The organism is Pseudomonas sp. FW305-25 (assembly GCF_017351415.1).
In the GTDB taxonomy this organism is placed as follows: Bacteria; Pseudomonadota; Gammaproteobacteria; order Pseudomonadales; family Pseudomonadaceae; genus Aquipseudomonas; species Aquipseudomonas chlororaphis.
The window spans coordinates 135,862-152,693 of sequence record NZ_JACNDE010000013.1 but is presented as its reverse complement, the minus strand read 5'-3'; the positions used below and the strand labels follow the sequence as shown (position 1 = coordinate 152,693).

General features: G+C 66.0%; 15 protein-coding genes. 5 read left to right on the top strand and 10 right to left on the bottom strand.

From position 1 onward, the window contains the following. Positions 1-112 precede the first annotated feature (112 nt). The 4 genes from J4E58_RS15150 to J4E58_RS15135 all read left to right on the top strand — a co-directional run bounded on the left by J4E58_RS15150 (position 113) and on the right by J4E58_RS15135 (position 3,646). A complete protein-coding gene (locus J4E58_RS15150) occupies positions 113-544 on the top strand; it encodes a PACE efflux transporter (protein ID WP_009045208.1) in 432 nt (143 codons plus the stop codon). 82 nt (positions 545-626) lie between these two features. Further along, entirely contained in the window at positions 627-1,256 is a 630-nt protein-coding gene (locus J4E58_RS15145; protein WP_087090355.1) for a glutathione S-transferase family protein, read from the top strand. 289 nt (positions 1,257-1,545) lie between these two features. Further along, the gene (locus J4E58_RS15140) at positions 1,546-2,967 is read left to right on the top strand and encodes an MFS transporter (protein ID WP_087090353.1); all 1,422 of its coding nucleotides are present in this window, start codon (positions 1,546-1,548) and stop codon (positions 2,965-2,967) included. 169 nt (positions 2,968-3,136) lie between these two features. Beyond that, on the top strand, positions 3,137-3,646 hold the full coding sequence (locus tag J4E58_RS15135; protein ID WP_087090350.1) for a hypothetical protein: 510 nt from the start codon (positions 3,137-3,139) through the stop codon (positions 3,644-3,646). Positions 3,647-3,713: 67 nt separating this feature from the next. Here J4E58_RS15135 and J4E58_RS15130 read toward each other — a convergent pair whose 3' ends face one another. Continuing rightward, positions 3,714-4,586 carry a LysR family transcriptional regulator gene (locus tag J4E58_RS15130; RefSeq protein WP_087090348.1) on the bottom strand — a complete coding sequence of 291 codons (873 nt, stop codon included), beginning with the start codon at positions 4,584-4,586 and terminating at the stop codon, positions 3,714-3,716. 96 nt (positions 4,587-4,682) lie between these two features. Between J4E58_RS15130 and gstA the strand changes: the two genes are divergently transcribed. Further along, entirely contained in the window at positions 4,683-5,288 is a 606-nt protein-coding gene (gene gstA / locus J4E58_RS15125; RefSeq protein WP_087090346.1) for a glutathione transferase GstA, read from the top strand. A gap of 156 nt (positions 5,289-5,444) precedes the next feature. Here the strand turns inward: gstA and J4E58_RS15120 are convergent, their stop codons facing one another. From J4E58_RS15120 to J4E58_RS15080, 9 genes are all read right to left on the bottom strand, one after another. Beyond that, complete coding sequence (locus tag J4E58_RS15120; protein ID WP_087090344.1) at positions 5,445-6,923, bottom strand: aromatic amino acid lyase; 1,479 nt, start codon at positions 6,921-6,923, stop codon at positions 5,445-5,447. Further along, entirely contained in the window at positions 6,920-7,924 is a 1,005-nt protein-coding gene (locus J4E58_RS15115) for an ornithine cyclodeaminase family protein (protein ID WP_087090342.1), read from the bottom strand. The genes J4E58_RS15120 and J4E58_RS15115 overlap by 4 nt, the downstream gene beginning before the upstream one ends. 5 nt (positions 7,925-7,929) lie before the next feature. Continuing rightward, positions 7,930-8,859 carry an aliphatic sulfonate ABC transporter substrate-binding protein gene (locus J4E58_RS15110; protein ID WP_087090340.1) on the bottom strand — a complete coding sequence of 310 codons (930 nt, stop codon included), beginning with the start codon at positions 8,857-8,859 and terminating at the stop codon, positions 7,930-7,932. Positions 8,860-9,025: 166 nt separating this feature from the next. Next, a complete protein-coding gene (locus J4E58_RS15105) occupies positions 9,026-10,039 on the bottom strand; it encodes an ABC transporter substrate-binding protein (RefSeq protein ID WP_087090338.1) in 1,014 nt (337 codons plus the stop codon). A gap of 89 nt (positions 10,040-10,128) precedes the next feature. Further along, on the bottom strand, positions 10,129-12,783 hold the full coding sequence (locus J4E58_RS15100; protein WP_087090336.1) for a TonB-dependent siderophore receptor: 2,655 nt from the start codon (positions 12,781-12,783) through the stop codon (positions 10,129-10,131). Positions 12,784-13,121: 338 nt separating this feature from the next. After that, the gene (locus J4E58_RS15095; RefSeq protein ID WP_087090334.1) at positions 13,122-14,081 is read right to left on the bottom strand and encodes a FecR domain-containing protein; all 960 of its coding nucleotides are present in this window, start codon (positions 14,079-14,081) and stop codon (positions 13,122-13,124) included. A 1-nt stretch (position 14,082) separates the two neighbouring features. Beyond that, complete coding sequence (locus J4E58_RS15090; protein ID WP_007925101.1) at positions 14,083-14,598, bottom strand: sigma-70 family RNA polymerase sigma factor; 516 nt, start codon at positions 14,596-14,598, stop codon at positions 14,083-14,085. Positions 14,599-14,774: 176 nt separating this feature from the next. After that, entirely contained in the window at positions 14,775-15,566 is a 792-nt protein-coding gene (locus tag J4E58_RS15085) for a phosphate/phosphite/phosphonate ABC transporter substrate-binding protein (protein ID WP_087090332.1), read from the bottom strand. Positions 15,567-15,588: 22 nt separating this feature from the next. Continuing rightward, complete coding sequence (locus J4E58_RS15080) at positions 15,589-16,533, bottom strand: fatty acid desaturase (protein WP_087090330.1); 945 nt, start codon at positions 16,531-16,533, stop codon at positions 15,589-15,591. Positions 16,534-16,832: the final 299 nt, after the last annotated feature.

Genomic DNA, 16,832 nt, shown 5'->3' with positions numbered 1-16,832 from the left:
TGAAAGCTACTGACTTTTTCTGTCAGGCACATTGAAGCTATCTTGCGCCGCATTCGCCAGCCCTTCCTGCAAAAGGAGCGGCCCGGGCCAACGAACGCGGAGGAAAAAAAGCATGCAAGGCATCAAGCGCAAACTGGTTTACGTGTCACTGTTCGAGGTGTTCGGCATGACCTTCTCGGCCCTGGGCCTGGCCTTGCTGTCCGGCACCTCGCCGAGCAGCACCGGCCCGCTGGCGGTGGTGATCACCAGCATCGCGGTGACCTGGAACTTCATCTACACCAGCCTGTTCGAGCGTTGGGAAAGCCGCCAGGTCTCGCGGACCCGCACGGTCAAGCGGCGGATCGCCCATGCCGTGGGTTTCCAGCTGACGCTGATCCTGTTCCTGATCCCGCTGATCGCCTGGTGGATGCACATCAGCCTGGTGCAGGCCTTCCTGCTGGACCTGGCGCTGATCCTGTTCATCCCCTGCTACACCTTCGTCTTCAACTGGCTGTTCGACCGGGTCTTTGGTCTGCCGGCGTCGGCGCTGCCGGACCCGGTCTGAGGCCACAGTGCAAATCGGCATCGCCCAAGAGCGGCGCCGCTGTTAGATTTCCAGGGCCCTCCACCCGCCAAGGAAAGCTTGCATGGGAACCCTGAGAATTCTCGGTAAAGCCTCGTCGATCAACGTCCGAAAAGTGCTGTGGACCTGCGAGGAACTGGGCCTGCCCTACGAACGCGAGGATTGGGGCAGCGGCTTCCAGTCGACCCACACACCGGAGTTTCTCAGGCTCAACCCCAACGCCCAGGTGCCGGTGCTGGTCGATGACGCTGGCGCGCTGTGGGAATCCAACAGTATTTGCCGGTACCTGACCGGCAAGGTCGCCGGGCAACGGCTGCTGCCCGGCGAGCCTCGGGCCCGGGCGCTGGTGGAGCAATGGATGGACTGGCAGGCCACGGAGCTCAATCCGGCGTGGAGCTACGCCTTCGTCGCCCTGGTCCGGCAGAACCCGGACTTTCAGGACCCACAGCGGATCGCCGCCGGCCTTCGCGGCTGGAACGCCAAGATGGCCCTGCTCGAGCAGCAACTGGCGAGCAGCGGCGACTATGTGCTCGGCGAGCAGTTCAGCCTGGCCGATATCGTCCTCGGGCTGTCGGTGCATCGCTGGATGATGACGCCCATGGAGCGCCCCGACTTCCCCGCCATCGCCGCCTATTACGCACGGCTCAGCGAACGCCCGGCCTTCCTGCTGCATGGACGCAATGGCATTCCCTGAATCGTCTTTTTCTTCTGCAGGAGCGAGGCTTGCCCGCGATAAGGCCATGACAGGCGCCACCCAACTCGATCCCTGAACCGGTGTTGCAATCAAGGGCGCTTTCGCGGGCAAGCCTCGCTCCTACGGAAGCTGGATGCCGCTTCGGCTGCGGCAGCGGCATAAAACCGCAAGATGTAACGAAATACGACAATAAATCAGCGCACAGCCCGACTTCCGAGCCCGCATTCACAATCATTGATTTCCGTTAGCCAGCTAAGATTCCTCCTCACCGAAACCTGGAATCCCGCCCATGTCGTCCCTCGCCCCCACTGTCGCCACCGACGGCCTCGACCCGGTCCGCGCCGCCAATATCTCCGCCCGCATCGATCGCCTGCCCGCCGTCGCCACCGTCTGGCGCCTGGTGGCGCTGCTGTCGATTGGCGGTTTCTTCGAGCTGTATGACCTGTTCCAGACCGCCTATATCAGCCCCGGCCTGATCCGCGACGGGATCTTCGCCACCGGCAGCCAGGGTGTGTTCGGTTTTTCCGACCAGGCGGCCTTCGCCTCGGCGACCTTTCTCGGCCTATTCCTCGGCGCCAGCCTGCTGAGCCCGATCGCCGACCGCTTCGGGCGCCGGGCGATCTTCACCTTCGCCCTGATTTGGTACACCGTGGCCACGGTACTGATGGGCGTGCAGACCTCGGCCCTGGGGATCATCGGCATGCGCTTTCTGGTGGGCATCGGCCTGGGCATCGAGTTGGTGACCATCGACGCCTACCTCTCCGAGCTGGTGCCCAAGCACATGCGCAGCTCGGCCTTCGCCTTTGCCTTTTTTGTGCAGTTTCTCTCGGTACCGGCGGTGGCGCTGATGTCCTGGTGGCTGGTGCCGCAGGACCCGTTCGGCATCGCCGGCTGGCGCTGGGTGGTATTGGCCAGCGCAGTGTTCGCGCTGTTTATCTGGTGGTTGCGTTCACGCCTGCCCGAGTCGCCGCGCTGGCTGGCCCAGCATGGGCGCTTCGCCGAGGCCGAGCGGATCATGGACAACATCGAGGCGCGCTGCGCCAAGGACCACGGCAAACCGCTGGACACCCCGCAACCCGAGGCCCTCGGTGTCCAGGGCTCGGGGCGTTTCGCCGATATCTGGCAACCGCCCTATCGGCGCCGGGCACTGATGCTGATCGTGTTCCATGTATTCCAGGCCATCGGTTTCTTCGGCTTCGGCAACTGGCTGCCGGCGCTGCTCTCGGGCCAGGGCGTGAGCGTCACCCACAGCCTGATGTACGCCTTTATCATCACCCTCGCCTATCCGCTGGGGCCGCTGCTGTTCGTCAAGTTCGCCAACCGCTTCGAGAACAAGTGGCAGATCGTCGGCTCGGCCCTCGGCGCCATGACCTTCGGCACCCTGTTCGCCTGGCAGAGCACGGCCCTGGGGCTGATCGTCTGCGGGGTAATGATCACCTTCTGCAACGCCTGGCTGAGCTTCAGTTACCACTCCTATCAAAGCGAGTTGTTCCCTACCAATATCCGCGCCCGGGCGGTGGGTTTCTGCTACTCGTTCAGCCGCCTGTCGACGGTGTTCAGCAGCCTGCTGATCGGCTTTTTCCTCGATCACTTCGGCACGCCCGGGGTCCTGGCGTTCATTGTCGGCAGCATGCTGATCGTGATGTTCACCATCGGCCGTTTCGGCCCGCGTACCCGCAACCTGGCCCTGGAGAACATCGCCCAGCGTTGACCGGTCGCCGCTGGCCGCAAGCGGCAAGGCTTGTCCGCCGCGTGCCGCCAGCCTTGCCGGGCAATCGGCGCAAAGCCCTGGCAAAGAGCCCCGTCCCAGGATCCTCCAGCGCGGCGGCATGCAAATTGCTGCGCAGCCTTGGACAGCCCTTACACACAGGTACCCAATCATGTTGGTCAGTGCCCAGAAAACCACGGCGATCCAGCCCTCCCAGCGGTCCGACATGGACCCGAGCACCGCGGCCGCCAGCGCGCTGTACAGCAGTTTGATGCAGAACGTGCAGAACACCGCGACCCTGCAAGCGTCCCAGGCCGTGCAGCAGGCCAGCAACACGGTCAGCGACAATGTCGCCGCGGCCTTCGCCAAGACCCGCGTGCTGTTGCAGGCCACCCCGCCGACCGCCAGTACCGCGCAGGCCAACAGCGCCACCCAGGGCTCGGCCCTGGATGAGTTCAAGGACTACATGAGCAAGTCCCCTGAACAGCGCATGCGCGACCGCATCCTCGAAGAGATGGGCATTACCGAGGAAGACCTGAAAAACCTGCCGCCGGAGAAACAGCAGGCGGTGGCTCAGGAAATTGCCCAGCGGGTTCAGGACAAACTGAAGCTGGCGCAAGTCGAGAAGGACGCCAGCGGCGTCGAGAAACAAGTCACCGACAAGTTCCTCGCGGCGCTTTAAAAGCGGCCAGCCGAAACAGGGTTCCCCACGGGAACCCTTTTTTATGAGTTGACTTGAGCGGCTGCGCTCAGCCCTGGGCCAGCATATCGAGCAAGGCCCGCAGCGCCGGCGACGGCTCGCTGCTCTCGGCCAGCACCAGGGCAAAGGTGCGCGGGATCGGCTCGCTCAATGGCAGTACGCACAACCCGTGGCGTTGCTCCGGCAAGGTCATCTGCGGCACCAGGGTCACCCCCACTTGCTCGCGAACCAGGGTGAAGGCGCTGCTCCACTCCCGTACCTCGACCCGCACATCCACCAGCTCCAGGCCGGCATCCGCCGCCAGGCTGCGGGCATTCACCGAACAGCCGCCGGTGGCCAGCACGAAGGGTTGGTTCACCAGTTCCTGCAAGGTCACCCCCTGCTCCTGACCGCGGCGCGCCAGGGCATGCCCCGTCGGCAGCACCGCCACCCAGGCATCGCGCCCCAGCAGGCCGACGCTGCGCTCGGGCGCAGGGTTGAGCAGTACCCCGACATCGATCAATCGCGCTTCGAGCAAGGCCTCGACCTCGTCGTCGCTGACCTCCAGCGCCACCACCTGGATGCCCGGATACAACTGCTTGAAACGGCGCAGCAAGGGCGGCAGGAAAGTCGCCAGCACCATGGGGAAACTCGCCAGGCGAATGGTGCCGCGCTGAATGTCCCGGCAGGCGTCCGCGGTGTCGCGGATGTTCTGCAACGCCGCGAGCATCAGCCGCGCCTGTTCGACCACCTGTTCGCCAATGGCGGTGGGCAGGGTCTGGCGGTTCTCCCGGGTGAACAGTTGCACACCCAGGTTGTCTTCGAGCAGCGCCAGGGCCTGGCTGGCGCCGGACTGGGTCATGCCGACCCGCTCGGCGGCGCGGGTGATGTTGCCGGTATCCGCCACGGCCACCAGCATGCGCCAGTGCATCAGGTTCATCATGGCAGTAGCTGTCCTTATGGGGTTTTTCTGAAAGATTAATTTTACTGAGAGCAGCGCGGACTATGACACTGATCTCCCCCTTCTGGAGAGCCCTCGATGAACCTGTATTTCTCGCCCCACGCCTGCTCGCTGGCCCCGCACATCGTGCTGCGCGAACTGGCCCTGCCGTTCACCCTGGTCCGGGTCGACAACCGCAACAAGACCACGGCCGACGGCGGCGACTTCCTGGCGATCAACCCCAAGGGTTATGTGGCGGCGCTGGAGCTGGACGACGGCCAGGTGCTGACCGAAGGCCCGGCGATTCTGCAATACCTGGCCGACCTCAAGCCGCAGGCGGGCCTGGCGCCGGCCAATGGCAGCTGGCAACGGGTGCGGTTGCAGGAGATGCTCAACTTCGTCTCCAGCGAGATCCATGGCGGCCTCGGCTGGCTGTTCAACCCCGAGTTTCCCGAAGCGACCCAGGCGCTGATCCGGCAGAAACTGTTCAAGCGCCTGGCGCTGCTGGACCGCACGCTGGAGCAGCAGAGTTACCTGCTGGGCGAATCCTTCGGTGTCGCCGACGCCTACCTGTTCACCGTGCTGCGCTGGACCGCCGGCTTCGCCATCGACCTGGAACAGTGGCCGGCGCTGGCAGGCTTCCAGGCGCGAATCGCCCAGCGCGAAGCGGTGCAAGCGGCACTGGCGGCCGAGATTGTTCTGTAGGAGCGGCCGATCGACGCTCGATTGCCCGCGTCGCCAGCAAGCTTCTGTAGGAGCGAGCGGGCGGCGATCCGACTTGCCCGCGAAAGCGGTGCCCCTGACACACCGCGCCGCCCGCATCGCCAGCAAGCTTGGCTCCTACAGAAACCGCTCACCTGCTCAGCCCAGCCCTCCCCGTTGAATAAATTCAGTCAGGGCCAGCACATCCACCGAGCCCGGCCGATCCTGATCGAGAAACCCCACCTGGCTGCGCACCGCGCGGTGGATGCGGGCGCTGCCGACACCCAGCTGCAAGGGCCCGCGCAGGTCGATGGCCTGGGCCGCGACTATCAGCTCGATGCTCGCCAGCCAGGCCAGGCGCTGGGTCAGTTGCCGGGTTTTCTCGATCACCGCCAGGGCCTGGCCGGCGTAGTCTTCGACCCGATCGGCCACCGGCACGCAGACCGCCGGCAGCGGATTGGCCAGATGGCCAATCTCCGCCAGCAGCGCCGCGGCACTGCGTTGCAAGGCGGCCATGCCGACATGCCCGGGCCGCTCGATGAGAAAGCGCGGCAGTTCGCTGGAGGTTGGAGACAGCAGCTTGGCGATACGCTCGGCGCAACAGGCCGCGACCCGGCTCAGGGCCAACCCCAGGCCTTCCCCGGCGAGCGCCAGGTGCGTGCTGTCGAAATTGGCGGTGGCCAGGACCTGGCGCTGCTCGTCGATCAAGGCCGGGTTGTCGGCGCCGCTGGTCAGCTCCAGTTGCAGATGTTCGCGCAGTTGTGCCCAGGCCTGTCGCGCCACGCCCTGCACCACGCCGGCACAGCGAAAGCTCAAGGGATCCTGCAAGCGCCGGGCACTGCCGGGCTGGCGCAACTGGCCGCCCTCCAGCAACTCCAGCAGCGCCGCCGATTGCTCGGCCTGGCCCGCCGCCGGCCGCAAGCGCGACGCCCAGGGCTGGAAGGGGCTGAGGTTGGCCCGATAACCTTCGCAAGACAGCGCCAGCGCCGCCAGCAAACTGTCCAGGGCCTGGTCGGCCTCAGCCAGCAACAAGGCCCCCAGGCCAAGGCTCGCGGCATTCGCCGAGACCAGCGCCAGACCGTCCTTGTCCAGCAGCCGCGCCGGTTGCAGGCCATTGCGCTGCAAGGCTTGCCGCGCCGGCAGCCGCTCGCCGCGCCAGCGCACCCAGCCCTCGCCGATCAGCGCCAGGCTCAGGTGCGCCAATGGCGCCAGGTCGCTTTCTCCCAGGGAGCCAAGCAACGGCACCTCGGGTTCGATCCCGGCGTTGAGCAAGGCCAGCAGGCTGTCGGCACTGGCCAGGGAAATACCCGAGCGGCCCTGGGCCAGCCCGGCCAGGCGCGCGGCAATCATCGCCCGCAGTTCAGGCCGCGTGGCCAGGCGCCCAAGCCCAACGGCCCGGCCCAGGGGAATGCGCCGTTGCAGGTCGTCATCCGGCTGGGTCAGGGCCACATCCACCGCCGCGCCCAGGCCCGTGGTCACGCCGTAGATGGCGTCGCCCGCGGCCATCCGTTCCCGCAACAGCCCATGGCCGGCGGCGATCCGTTGCCGGGCGGCCGGGGTGAATTGCAGCGCCGCCTCCTCGCGGGCAACGCGCAGCAGGTCAGTCAGCGCCAGGCCTTCCGGGCCCAGGCCGATCATGCGAAACGCAGCCGCTGGCCGATGCCCAGGCGCCGGGCTTTTTGCAGCAGGGCGTGGCCCAGGGCGATATCGCTGAGGCTCAGGCCGCGGTGCCAGAACAGGATGTTCTCCTCGGCGTGCTGCCGGCCGCTTCTATGGCCTGCGACTATCTGCCCAAGCTCGGCGTGCAGGGTCTGCTCACTGAGTTTGCCGGCCTCGACATGGGCCCGCAGCGAACCGAACAGGCCGCCCTTGCACTGGCCCCAGTCGTCCACCACCAGCTTGTCCATGATATCGGTCAGCGACAGCTCCACCGCGCTCATGGTGCCGTAGGGCACGACAAAGGCGCCGGGCTTGATCCATTCGGTGCGCAGCAAAGGTTCGGGCTGGTTCAGCCGCGAGGCCTCGACCACGATGTCCGCGCCGCGCACCGCGCTCTCCCAGTCGTGGGTGACAATCACCGGCTTGCCCAGGTCGCGGCGCAGGCGTTCGGCAAAGGCCTCGCGGCTGTCCTCGCGGCGCGAGTGCACGCGGATTTCCTCGAAGTCGAACAGGTGGTCCAGCAGCCGCACGTTCCAGTACGCCGTGCCGCGGGCGCCGATATGCGCCAGCACCTTGCTGTCCGGGCGCGCCAGGTACTTGGCGCCGATGGCGGTGATCGCGCCGGTGCGCATATCGGTGATCGCCGAGGCGTCGAGGATCGCCTGGGGTACGCCGGTGGCCGGGTCCAGCAGGTTGAGGATCGCCAGTTCCGAGGGCAGGCCCTGGCAGTAGTTGTCGACGAAGTCACCCACCACCTTGACCCCGGCGTGACCGATGTCGCCCCCCAGCACCCCGCGCAGCACGTTGAAATGGCCGTTGATTGCGCCCCCGGGAATCAGGTGGGTGCGCGGCTCGATCACCGCCTCGCCACGGCCCTGGAGCGCCAGGCCGGCTTCGATGGCGGCGAGGATTTCGTCGTTGCTCAGGGCCAGCTCGGCGATGTCCAGGCCGTTGAGAAAATCGATATAGATAGGTTGCATGGGGCTCACTCGCTCTTGAACACGATCTGCTCGATCCGCACGGCCTTGGGGATCAAGTGGTTGGCGAGGAACAGGTCGGCGGTGCGCTGCTGGCTGGCCACGACCCGGGCATCGATGCCCTGCAGCGGCGAGCGCGAACGATGGCTGAAGTAGCTTTCCACCACCGGCCGTTGCAGGCCGAGGATGCGCGCCATGCTGTCAATGCTGGCGTCGCGCTGGTCGAAGGACAGCTGCTGGGCCGCGCCGAAGGCCTTGAGGATGGGGGCGACGGCAGCGCCGTGCTGGCGCACGAAGGCACCGCTGGCGATGTAGAAGCTGCCGCCGGAATCCAGGCCCTGGCCATCGCTGAGCAGGCGGGCGCTGCCGTCGAGCAGGGCCGCCGAATAGTAAGGGTCCCAGATCACCCAGGCGTCCAGCTTGTCCTGCTCGAACGCCGCGCGGGCGTCGGCCGGCGACAGGTACACCAGGTTCAGGTCACTGAGTTTCAGCCCGGCGCGCTGCAGGCTCTTGAGGAAAAAATTATGCGCGCTGGAGCCCTTGAGCAACGCCACCCGCTTGCCCTTGAGGTCGGCCAGGCTCTGCGCCTGGCTGTTCCTCGGTAGCAGGATGGCTTCGGTCTTGCCGTCGCTGGGCTCGACGCCGATGTACTGCAAGTCGATCCCAGCGGCCTGGGCGAAGATCGGCGGGATGTCGCCGATATTGCCCACATCGACGCTGCCGCCGTTCAGCGCCTCGATCAGTTGCGGGCCGCCGGGGAACTCGATCCATTGCACCTGGGTGCCCGGCAAGGCTTTCTCCAGCAACTGGTGCTCGCGGGCCAGGACCATGCTCACCGAGCTTTTCTGATAGCCGATACGCAATTGCCCAGGCTCGGCGGCCAGTGCCAGCGAAGCGCAGAGCGTGAAACACAGGGTGACGATAAAACCTTTGAACATCGGTGACTCCCAAACCAATTAAAAACACAGTCCCCTGTAGGAGCGAGCTTGCTCGCGAAAGCGGTCTCCCTGGCACTGCGTGGTGGCCGCATCGCCAACAAGCCTGGCTCCTACGGAAGCCAGAAATGCCGCCGGCCAATGTAGGCAGGCCGCAAGCGGGATCGGCTTACAGCGCGGCGCTGACGCGGCTGGCGACTTCGCTCGGCACCCAGCCTTGCCAGACCTGCGGCTGCTCGCGCAGGAAAGCCTCGGCGACCTGGCGCGGTGGCTGGCGGGTTTCGCTCATCCGACCCAGGGTGCGGTTCAGCAGGTCGATCGGCAGGTCGACCTTTTCAAAGAAACTCACCAGTTCCGGGTACTGCGCCTTGAACGGCGCGGACACGCCGATGGCCAGGTGCGCCGGCATTGAGCGGGTGCCCCGCGGATGGGGGTTGTTGGCATCGGCCAGGGTCTTCCAGGCCTCGGCATCGAAGGCCGGTTCTTCGAGCTTCACCAGCTTGAACTTGCCCAGCAGCGGCGTCGGCGACCAGTAGTAGAACAGCACCGGTTTGCCGCGGCGGATCGACGAGCTGACCTCGGCATCCAGGGCCGCGCCGGAACCGGTGCGGAAGTTCACGAAGCTGTCGCTCAGCCCATAGGCCTTGAGCTTCTGGCTGTTGACGATTTCCGAGGTCCAGCCGGTGGGGCTGTTGAGAAAGCGCCCACGGCCCGGGTCTTCCGGATCGCGGAACACCTCCTTGTAGCGCGCCAGGTCGGCCACCGATTTCAGCTCCGGCGCCAGCGGCTTGATACCGCGCTCGGCGTCGCCCTTGATCACGTACTCCGGCACCCACCAGCCTTCGGTGGCGCCCTTGACCGTATCGCCCAGGCCGAACACCTTGCCCTCGGCTTCGGCCTTGACCCAGGCCGGACTGCGCCCGGCCCACTCTTCGCCGATCACCTGGATATCGTTCTTGGCCAGCGCCGCTTCGAGGCTGACGGTGCTGCCGGGCAGGGTCTCGGTCGGATAGCCGTAGCCCTTCTCGACGATCAGCCGCAGCACCTCGGTGATCAGGCTGCCGCTTTCCCAGGTGATGTCGCCGAAGTGGATCGGCGCCGCCCGGCCCGCCGCCGGTGCCTGCTGGGCCAGCAGGCTGAAGGTCAGCAGCGAGGTGCCGAGCAGGTGTTTGATGATCTTCATGGTGAACCTCTTGCTGGTTGTTCGTGGGTTTCAAGACCGCCGGGAAGGTCCTGCGGACCTTGGCGCAGCCTTCTGCAGCGGCTACAGGGTTAAAAGTCGTAGCTGAGCTTGGTGTAATAGAACGCCCCCTCCGGCGCCGACGGCGACAGGTAGCTGTACTGCTGCCCCGGGGTCTGGCGCAGGCGGCTGTTGAAGTCGTCGGGCTTGCTGTCGAACAGGTTGTTGGCGCCCACCGACAGGCGCAGTTGCCGGGTGAAGGCGTAGTTGACGTCCAGGTCGGTGTTCCACTGCGCGGAGAAGGTCTGGTCGTACTGCGCGTTGGCCGCCGACGCCGCGTATTTGCGGTACTCGCCGTAGCGGGTCTCGGACAGCGCGATGGTCCAGGGGCCGTAGCGATGGATCGCCCCCAGCACCAGCTTGTCCTCGGGGTAGCCATGTTCGAGGAAACCCTGGGCTTCGCGGGTCAGCACGTCGAAGCCGAACGGGTTGGAATGGATCTTCTCGATGGTGGTGCGCGCCTTGGTGTAGCCGGCCGACAGGCTCAGGGCGCCGTAGCGTTGCAGGTCGAGGTTGTACTTGCCGACGATGTCGACGCCGCGGGTGCGGGTGTCGGCGGCGTTGGTCATGAACTGCGCCCAGGTGTACTGGCCGAACCCGGCCTCGCTGAGAATCCGCTCGGCGTCCGGCCCGGAAATCCCGCCGCTGTAGAGCAGGCGGTCGCGGATGGAGATCTGGTAGGCGTCGATGGTCAGCGACGCCTGCTCGCTCGGCCGCAGCACCAGGCCCAGGGAATAGTTGGTGGACTTCTCCGGCTTCAGCGACTGCGCGCCCAGGGCGCGGGCTGCCGGGTGGTCGGCCGGGAGCATGCGGGTCAGCACCGGGTTGCCGTTGATATCGACGTTGGTGGTGGTGGTCCAGGAAGTGCCGATCTGCCCCAGGGTCGGCGCGCGATAGGCGTTGTTGACCGTGGCCCGCAAGCCTACCTGCGGGGTGAAGTCGTAGCGCGCCGAGAGCTTGCCGGTGGTGGCCGAGCCGAAGTCGGAATAGTGCTCGGTGCGCCCGGCAAGGCCGAGCTGGAACTTGTCGGTGACCTGGTTTTCCAGGCCGAAATACACCCCGCCGACATGCCGCTTGTAGGTCCCGGCATCGTCCGGGGTCAGGCCGGATGCCTGCACCGCGCCGACCTGCACGCCATCGATGCCGCCGAAGGAATAGGAGGCATAGTCGCCCTCCTCCAGCCGGTACTGCTCGTCGCGATAGGCCACCCCCGCCGAGACGGTGAGCGGATGCTCCGACCAGGCGACGTCCAGGTCCTTGGCGTAATCCAGGGTCAGGTTGGTCTGTTCGTTGACCAGCGTCGCCACGTCGAACTTGGTCGGGCTGTTGGCGCCGTAGCTCGGGTTGACCGTGTTGAAGGCCAGTTCGTCGTGCTTGTCGCGGCCGTAGGTGGCGCTGAGGTCGAAGCGCCCGATGCGCTCGTCCTCGTAGCGGCTGCCCACGGTCAGCGCGCCATCCTCATAGCGGTAGCGGTACTTGGGAATGGTGCCGTTGGGGTAGATCGAGGCGACGTTGTTGGGGTTGCTGGCCAGCAGCGGCGGCGTGTTATTGACCGACTTGTCCTGGCCGAAGGTGGCAAAGCTGTAGAGCCGCCATTGATCGCTGAGGCCGACTTCGGCGTTGGCCGCCAGGTTGTATTTGTCGCGACTGGCGCCGCCCCAGCGCGGGTCCTGCAACTGGCCGCCGGCTTCATATTTGTCGCCGATGTCGGTGGGCTTGTTGTTCAGCCCGTTGAAGCTCAGGGTCAGGAAACCATCCCCCGGCAGGCCCAGGCCATACCAACCATCGGCGCTCTTGCTGAAGCCGTCGCCCTGGGCGTACTGGCCCAATTGGCTGTTGAGCTGGCCGCCGCTGTCACGTTCCTTGAGCACGATATTGACCACCCCGGCCACCGCGTCGGAACCGTACTGCGCCGAGGCGCCGTCGCGCAGCACTTCGACATGGTCGATGGCGCTGATGGGGATCATGTCCAGGTCCACCGGCTGCGCGCCAATGAACGGCACGCCGCCGGAGATGTTGACCACCGCCGAGGCATGCCGGCGCTTGCCGTTGATCAGCACCAGGGTCTGGTCCGGCGACAGCCCGCGCAGGGAAGCGCCCTTGGGGTTCTGCCCGCGGGTGGCGCTCTGGTTCTGCGGAAAGTTGAACGACGGCAGCAGCTGGAACAGCGCCTGGTTGAGGCTGGTGGCGCCGGTCTGCACCAGCTCTTCGCTGTTGATCACGTCCACCGGCGCCGCGCTGGTCAGGGCCGTGGCGTCGCTGCGCCGGGTGCCGATGGCCACCACCCGGTCGAGGGTCGGCGCCGCGGCTTCGCTGGCCTGGGCCTTGGCCCTGCTGCCAGCCGCGCTCGCCGGCTGCGGGCCTTCCTTGATGATGAACGCGCCATCCGGGCTGACTTGCAGTTGCAGGCCGGTGCCGCGCAAGGCGGCCGCCACTGCCTGCTCGGCGGACAACGAACCGTCGACCGTGGCCGACGAGTAATTGCCCAGCTGCGGGGTAAAGGAAATCACCTGGCCGCTTTGCCGGCTGATGCTCAGCAGCACCTCGTCCAGCGGACCGGGTGCCAGGTGATATTGCTGCCGGGCGGCTTCGGCCCCCTGGGCGCCCGTGAAAAACACCGCGGCCAAGGGGCCGATGGCCAAGGCCAGGCGCGAACGACGCTGCACGGTTGTGGATATAGGCAACATGACTCTCTCCCCCAAAAGCATCCAACAACGCTGCTCCCCGCAGCGTTTACGGGAGTGATGTGCAACGGCCGGGGGAAAACTTGCAGATCGTTTGGTTATGGCCTTAGAACCACCGCAAGCGGCGCAGGCCAATGCTTCTGTAGGAGCGCAGCTTGCGCGCGATGCAGCCAATGCGGTGGGCCAGGAAAACCGCCATCGCGGGCAAGCCTCGCTCCTACAAACGCAGGTTAGCGGCGCAGGCCAGTGCTTCTGCTGGAGAGCAGCTTGCGCGATGCCGCCAACGCGGTGGGCCAGGGAAACCGCCATCGCGGGCCAGCCTCGCTCCTACAGAAGCAGGTTCAGGTGGCACTCAGGGTCACCCACAGCTCGGTATGGCGGGTGACGCGGATCGGCAAGGTACGGGCCAGGCTGTCGAGGATCTGTTGCGGGTTGTCCAGGCGGAACAGGCCACTGACCCGCAACCCGGCGATGGCCGGATCCAGGCGCAACACCCCGCGTCGATACGGGCGCAGTGCCTCGACCACCTCCGACAGCGGCGTGTCGCGCAGCTCCAGCAAGCCGTCGACCCAGGCCGTGGCACTGCCACGGCCTGGGCGCACCGGGCCGAAATGCAAGGCGTCGTAGGCCACCTCATGGCCGCCGGGCAATTGCAGGCGCTCGCCACCGCCCGCGGCGATGTCCAAGGGGCCGTTGAGGGCCGTGGCATGCCCCTGGCCATCGCGTTCGCGCACCAATAAGCGGTTGCCCGTGGCCTGGATCCGCGCCTGCGCGGTGTGGATGAAAAACGGTCGGGCCGGATCGCTGGCCAGGTTCAGCAGCACTTCGCCGTCCAGCAAATGCACTACCCGACGCTGGCGATCGAAATCGATGTTCGCCGCGCTCCGGGCATTCAGGCGCAACTCGCTGCCGTCCGGCAGGGTCAGCGACTGGCGCTGGCCGGTGCCGGTGTGCAGGTCCGCGGTCAGCTCGGCCAAAGGCAGGCCACGCTGGCTGACCAGCGCACCGGCGCCCAGGACCACCCCGGCGCCGAGCAAGGCCCGCTGCAGCACCTTGCGCCGACTGCTCGGCACGTTCAGCGCCCGCTGCAACAGCTCGCCATCGACGCCCTGGGCAATCGGCACCTGGAACACCCCAAGGCGGGTTTCCAGCTGGCGACACAGCTGCTCGTGCCGCGGGTCCGCGTCGCGCCAGCGCTGGTAGGCACGACGCTCGGCCTCGCTGGCCTGCCCCGAATTCATCAGCACCCACCAGCGGGTGGCATCGTCGATCAGCTGTTCCCGACTCGGTTCGCGGCTCATGTCATTCCAGGCTCAGGCGCAGACAGCGCTGGGCGGCCCGGGTCATGTAGTCGCTGACCGAACGTTGCGAAATGCCCAGTTGCTCGGCGATCTGCGGGTAGGTCAGGCCGTTGACCTGGGACAGCAGGAAGGTCGCCCTGACCTTGGCCGGCAGGCCGTCGAGCAGGCGGTCGATGGCTTCTAGCGCCTCAAGCATCTGCGCCAGGTCCTGGGGCGAGGGCTGCACGGTTTCCTCGTCATGCTGCAAGGCATCGAGGTAGGCCCGCTCCAGGTCGCGGCGGCGCCACAGCTGGTACACCAGGCGCTGCGAAATGGTGGTCAGCAGGGCCCGTGGCTGACGGATCGGCAGTACTTCGGGCCTGCTCAACAGCTGGACGAAGGTATCGGCGGCAATGTCTTCGGCGCTGGCATCCAGGGAGTGGTGCAGGTGGTAACGCAGGCGGCTGCACAGCCAGTCGTAATGACTGCGGAACAGGCCGCCCACATAGTCGCTGTGAGTGGTGTCGGCGCCGGACATAGTGGCTCCAATGAAGAAGGTTGCGCGGTATGTCCGGTGTTCCGGTGCGGCGATCCTAACAAGGAAGGCTTATTCTTTAATAATATTTAAATTTCATTTTTATAGAATTTTATGGAATTAAAAGAAAGGCCGCGCCTGATGCCTTTTTACCGGCCAAGCCGCCCTCCTGGGACGCATCAACGTAGCCGCGCGTAACCCAGTTCTTCAGCTTCGCGCTGATAGTCGAGCAGGATCTGGTAGTCCGCCTCGGTGGCCGGCAGCACCTCGCGCAGCCCCAAGGTTTCGGCCACCGCGGGCAGTGCCACCAGCGCCTGGTTCATCGCCGCGCGAATGCCTTCGGCCTGTTCCTCGCCAAGGCCGGCCACCCCGATATAGGGCAGGGTCGGGCTGAAGGCGCTGCGGGCGATCACCCGCAGGCCGGCCACCTCCTCCTCGGCATAACGCACCAGGTAGGCGAAGGTCACGCTGTCGATGGCGGCCAGGTCGGCCCATCCTTCGCGCAGCCAGCGCAGGCTTTCCCGGTGGCTGCCGCTGATGCCGACACTGGCGAAAAACCGGCCGTCGCGCTGCAGCGGCGCGAGGCGCTGGCGCAGCAGGTTCATGCCGCTGTTGGAGTCTTCGCCGTTGATCACCCCGCGACTGCCTCGCAGAGCCTGCAAGGTCCGGCGCAGGTCGTCGTCGCGACCGAGCAGCAGGCTGCAATGATTGCCGGCGGTGCTGTCCGGCAGTTCGTAACGCGGCCGGCCGATGACCCGGACCTGGCCGCGCAGGGCGGTCATCAGCGGGTAACCGCAGGTCTGGGTCAGCAGCAGGCGCGGCGACAGCCACAGCTGCATCAGGTCCAGCTCCCGGGCATCGAGCCGGTCACCTTCGAGGCGCTGCAGGATCGCCGCCAGCCACTGCTCATTGGCCTGGCGCACCGGCTCGGGGGCGACGTACATCAGCAGTTCGGCATAACAAGCGGTCATGGTTCAGGCTCTTCGGGCACGACTACAGGGCGAAGGGATGTTCCGGGCTATCGATCGGCTTGAGGGCATGGCGCCGCAACAGCTCGCCATACCCCTGCACCACAAAGCCGCCGCTGCGCGCCTGCCATTGTTCGCGGCGCTGCCGATAGGCCCGTGGCAGGCAATACCACGGCAGCCCGGGCAAATCATGGTGCACCAGGTGCAGGTTGAGGTGCAGGAACAGCCAGCTCCAGGGCCACGCCGCTTCGTTGAGCACCGTGCGCTGCTCCACCCGGGCATGGGGGCGGTGTTCGTAGTAGGAGCGGACCATCGCCACCGACAGCGCCGGCACGCTCACCAGCAGCAGGTAATGCCAGACCGGCAACACACTGTAGCGGGCAATAAAGGCCAGCATCAGCAGGGTCAGCGCACCATGGGTCAGCCACATCAGCCAGGCCTGGCGTTGCCCCTGGCGCAGGCGCGCCCCTTCCTCCCGCGCCAGCGCCAGCAAGGCCAGGGGCGCGCCGAGCAGCAGCCGCCCCAGCAGCGTCTTGTTCAACCAGTGCAGGCCCTGCTCGAACGGCGAACGGCTGTGCCATTGCCGCTGGCTCAGGTAACGGCTCTCCGGGTCGCGACCGGGCAGGGTCAGGTCTTCGTCACGGTGATGCTGCAGATGGCTGTCGCGGTACAGGGTATAGGGGTACCAGACGGCAAACGGCGCATAACCCAGCAGCTTGTTCAGCCACAGCCAGCGCGTGGGATGGCCGTGCAGCAGCTCATGCTGCACCGACAGCCACAGCACCAGGATCGGAATCAGCAACAAGGTACTGGGCCACAGCCCCATCAGCGGGCTGGCCAGCAGCACGGCGAACCAGCTGGCGCTGGTGCCGACCAGCAACAGCCAGGTGGGCCATTCGGTGCGAGCGCTGAAGCTCTGGCGCAGGGTGTCGATTTGTTCGCGGTGCAGCGGATCAAAGTAATGGGCCATGGCGCTACTCAGGACAGGGGCTGGCCGAGGGGCGAACCTTCGGCGTCTTGCTGTTCTGTGCAACGAGAAGGGGAAAACTTGCAGATCGATGGGTTATTTACTTAGAAGCAAAAACAAGGAAGCCCGCGGGGCGGGCTTCGCAGGGGATCAATGACCGAAAATATTGTGCTCGATCTTCTTGGCTTTCTTGTCCGCGCGCTTTTCATCGGCGGTCCGGCTGGGTTTTTTCTTCGCCGTCTTTTTGGCATTCATACCTTTGGACATGATGCACACTCCACTCGCAGGGGATCGTTCATCTG

Excerpts from the sequence above, each read along its gene's own strand:
- J4E58_RS15135 (WP_087090350.1), top strand. The coding sequence starts at position 3,137 with ATGTTGGTCAGTGCCCAGAAAACCACGGCGATCCAGCCCTCCCAGCGG.
- J4E58_RS15115 (WP_087090342.1), bottom strand. The coding sequence starts at position 7,924 with ATGCAACCTATCTATATCGATTTTCTCAACGGCCTGGACATCGCCGAG.
- J4E58_RS15085 (WP_087090332.1), bottom strand. The coding sequence starts at position 15,566 with ATGACCGCTTGTTATGCCGAACTGCTGATGTACGTCGCCCCCGAGCCG.
- J4E58_RS15080 (WP_087090330.1), bottom strand. The coding sequence starts at position 16,533 with ATGGCCCATTACTTTGATCCGCTGCACCGCGAACAAATCGACACCCTG.
- J4E58_RS15140 (WP_087090353.1), top strand. The coding sequence starts at position 1,546 with ATGTCGTCCCTCGCCCCCACTGTCGCCACCGACGGCCTCGACCCGGTC.
- J4E58_RS15095 (WP_087090334.1), bottom strand. The coding sequence starts at position 14,081 with ATGAGCCGCGAACCGAGTCGGGAACAGCTGATCGACGATGCCACCCGC.
- J4E58_RS15100 (WP_087090336.1), bottom strand. The coding sequence starts at position 12,783 with ATGTTGCCTATATCCACAACCGTGCAGCGTCGTTCGCGCCTGGCCTTG.
- J4E58_RS15120 (WP_087090344.1), bottom strand. The coding sequence starts at position 6,923 with ATGATCGGCCTGGGCCCGGAAGGCCTGGCGCTGACTGACCTGCTGCGC.
- J4E58_RS15145 (WP_087090355.1), top strand. The coding sequence starts at position 627 with ATGGGAACCCTGAGAATTCTCGGTAAAGCCTCGTCGATCAACGTCCGA.
- J4E58_RS15130 (WP_087090348.1), bottom strand. The coding sequence starts at position 4,586 with ATGATGAACCTGATGCACTGGCGCATGCTGGTGGCCGTGGCGGATACC.
- J4E58_RS15090 (WP_007925101.1), bottom strand. The coding sequence starts at position 14,598 with ATGTCCGGCGCCGACACCACTCACAGCGACTATGTGGGCGGCCTGTTC.
- J4E58_RS15150 (WP_009045208.1), top strand. The coding sequence starts at position 113 with ATGCAAGGCATCAAGCGCAAACTGGTTTACGTGTCACTGTTCGAGGTG.
- gstA (WP_087090346.1), top strand. The coding sequence starts at position 4,683 with ATGAACCTGTATTTCTCGCCCCACGCCTGCTCGCTGGCCCCGCACATC.
- J4E58_RS15105 (WP_087090338.1), bottom strand. The coding sequence starts at position 10,039 with ATGAAGATCATCAAACACCTGCTCGGCACCTCGCTGCTGACCTTCAGC.
- J4E58_RS15110 (WP_087090340.1), bottom strand. The coding sequence starts at position 8,859 with ATGTTCAAAGGTTTTATCGTCACCCTGTGTTTCACGCTCTGCGCTTCG.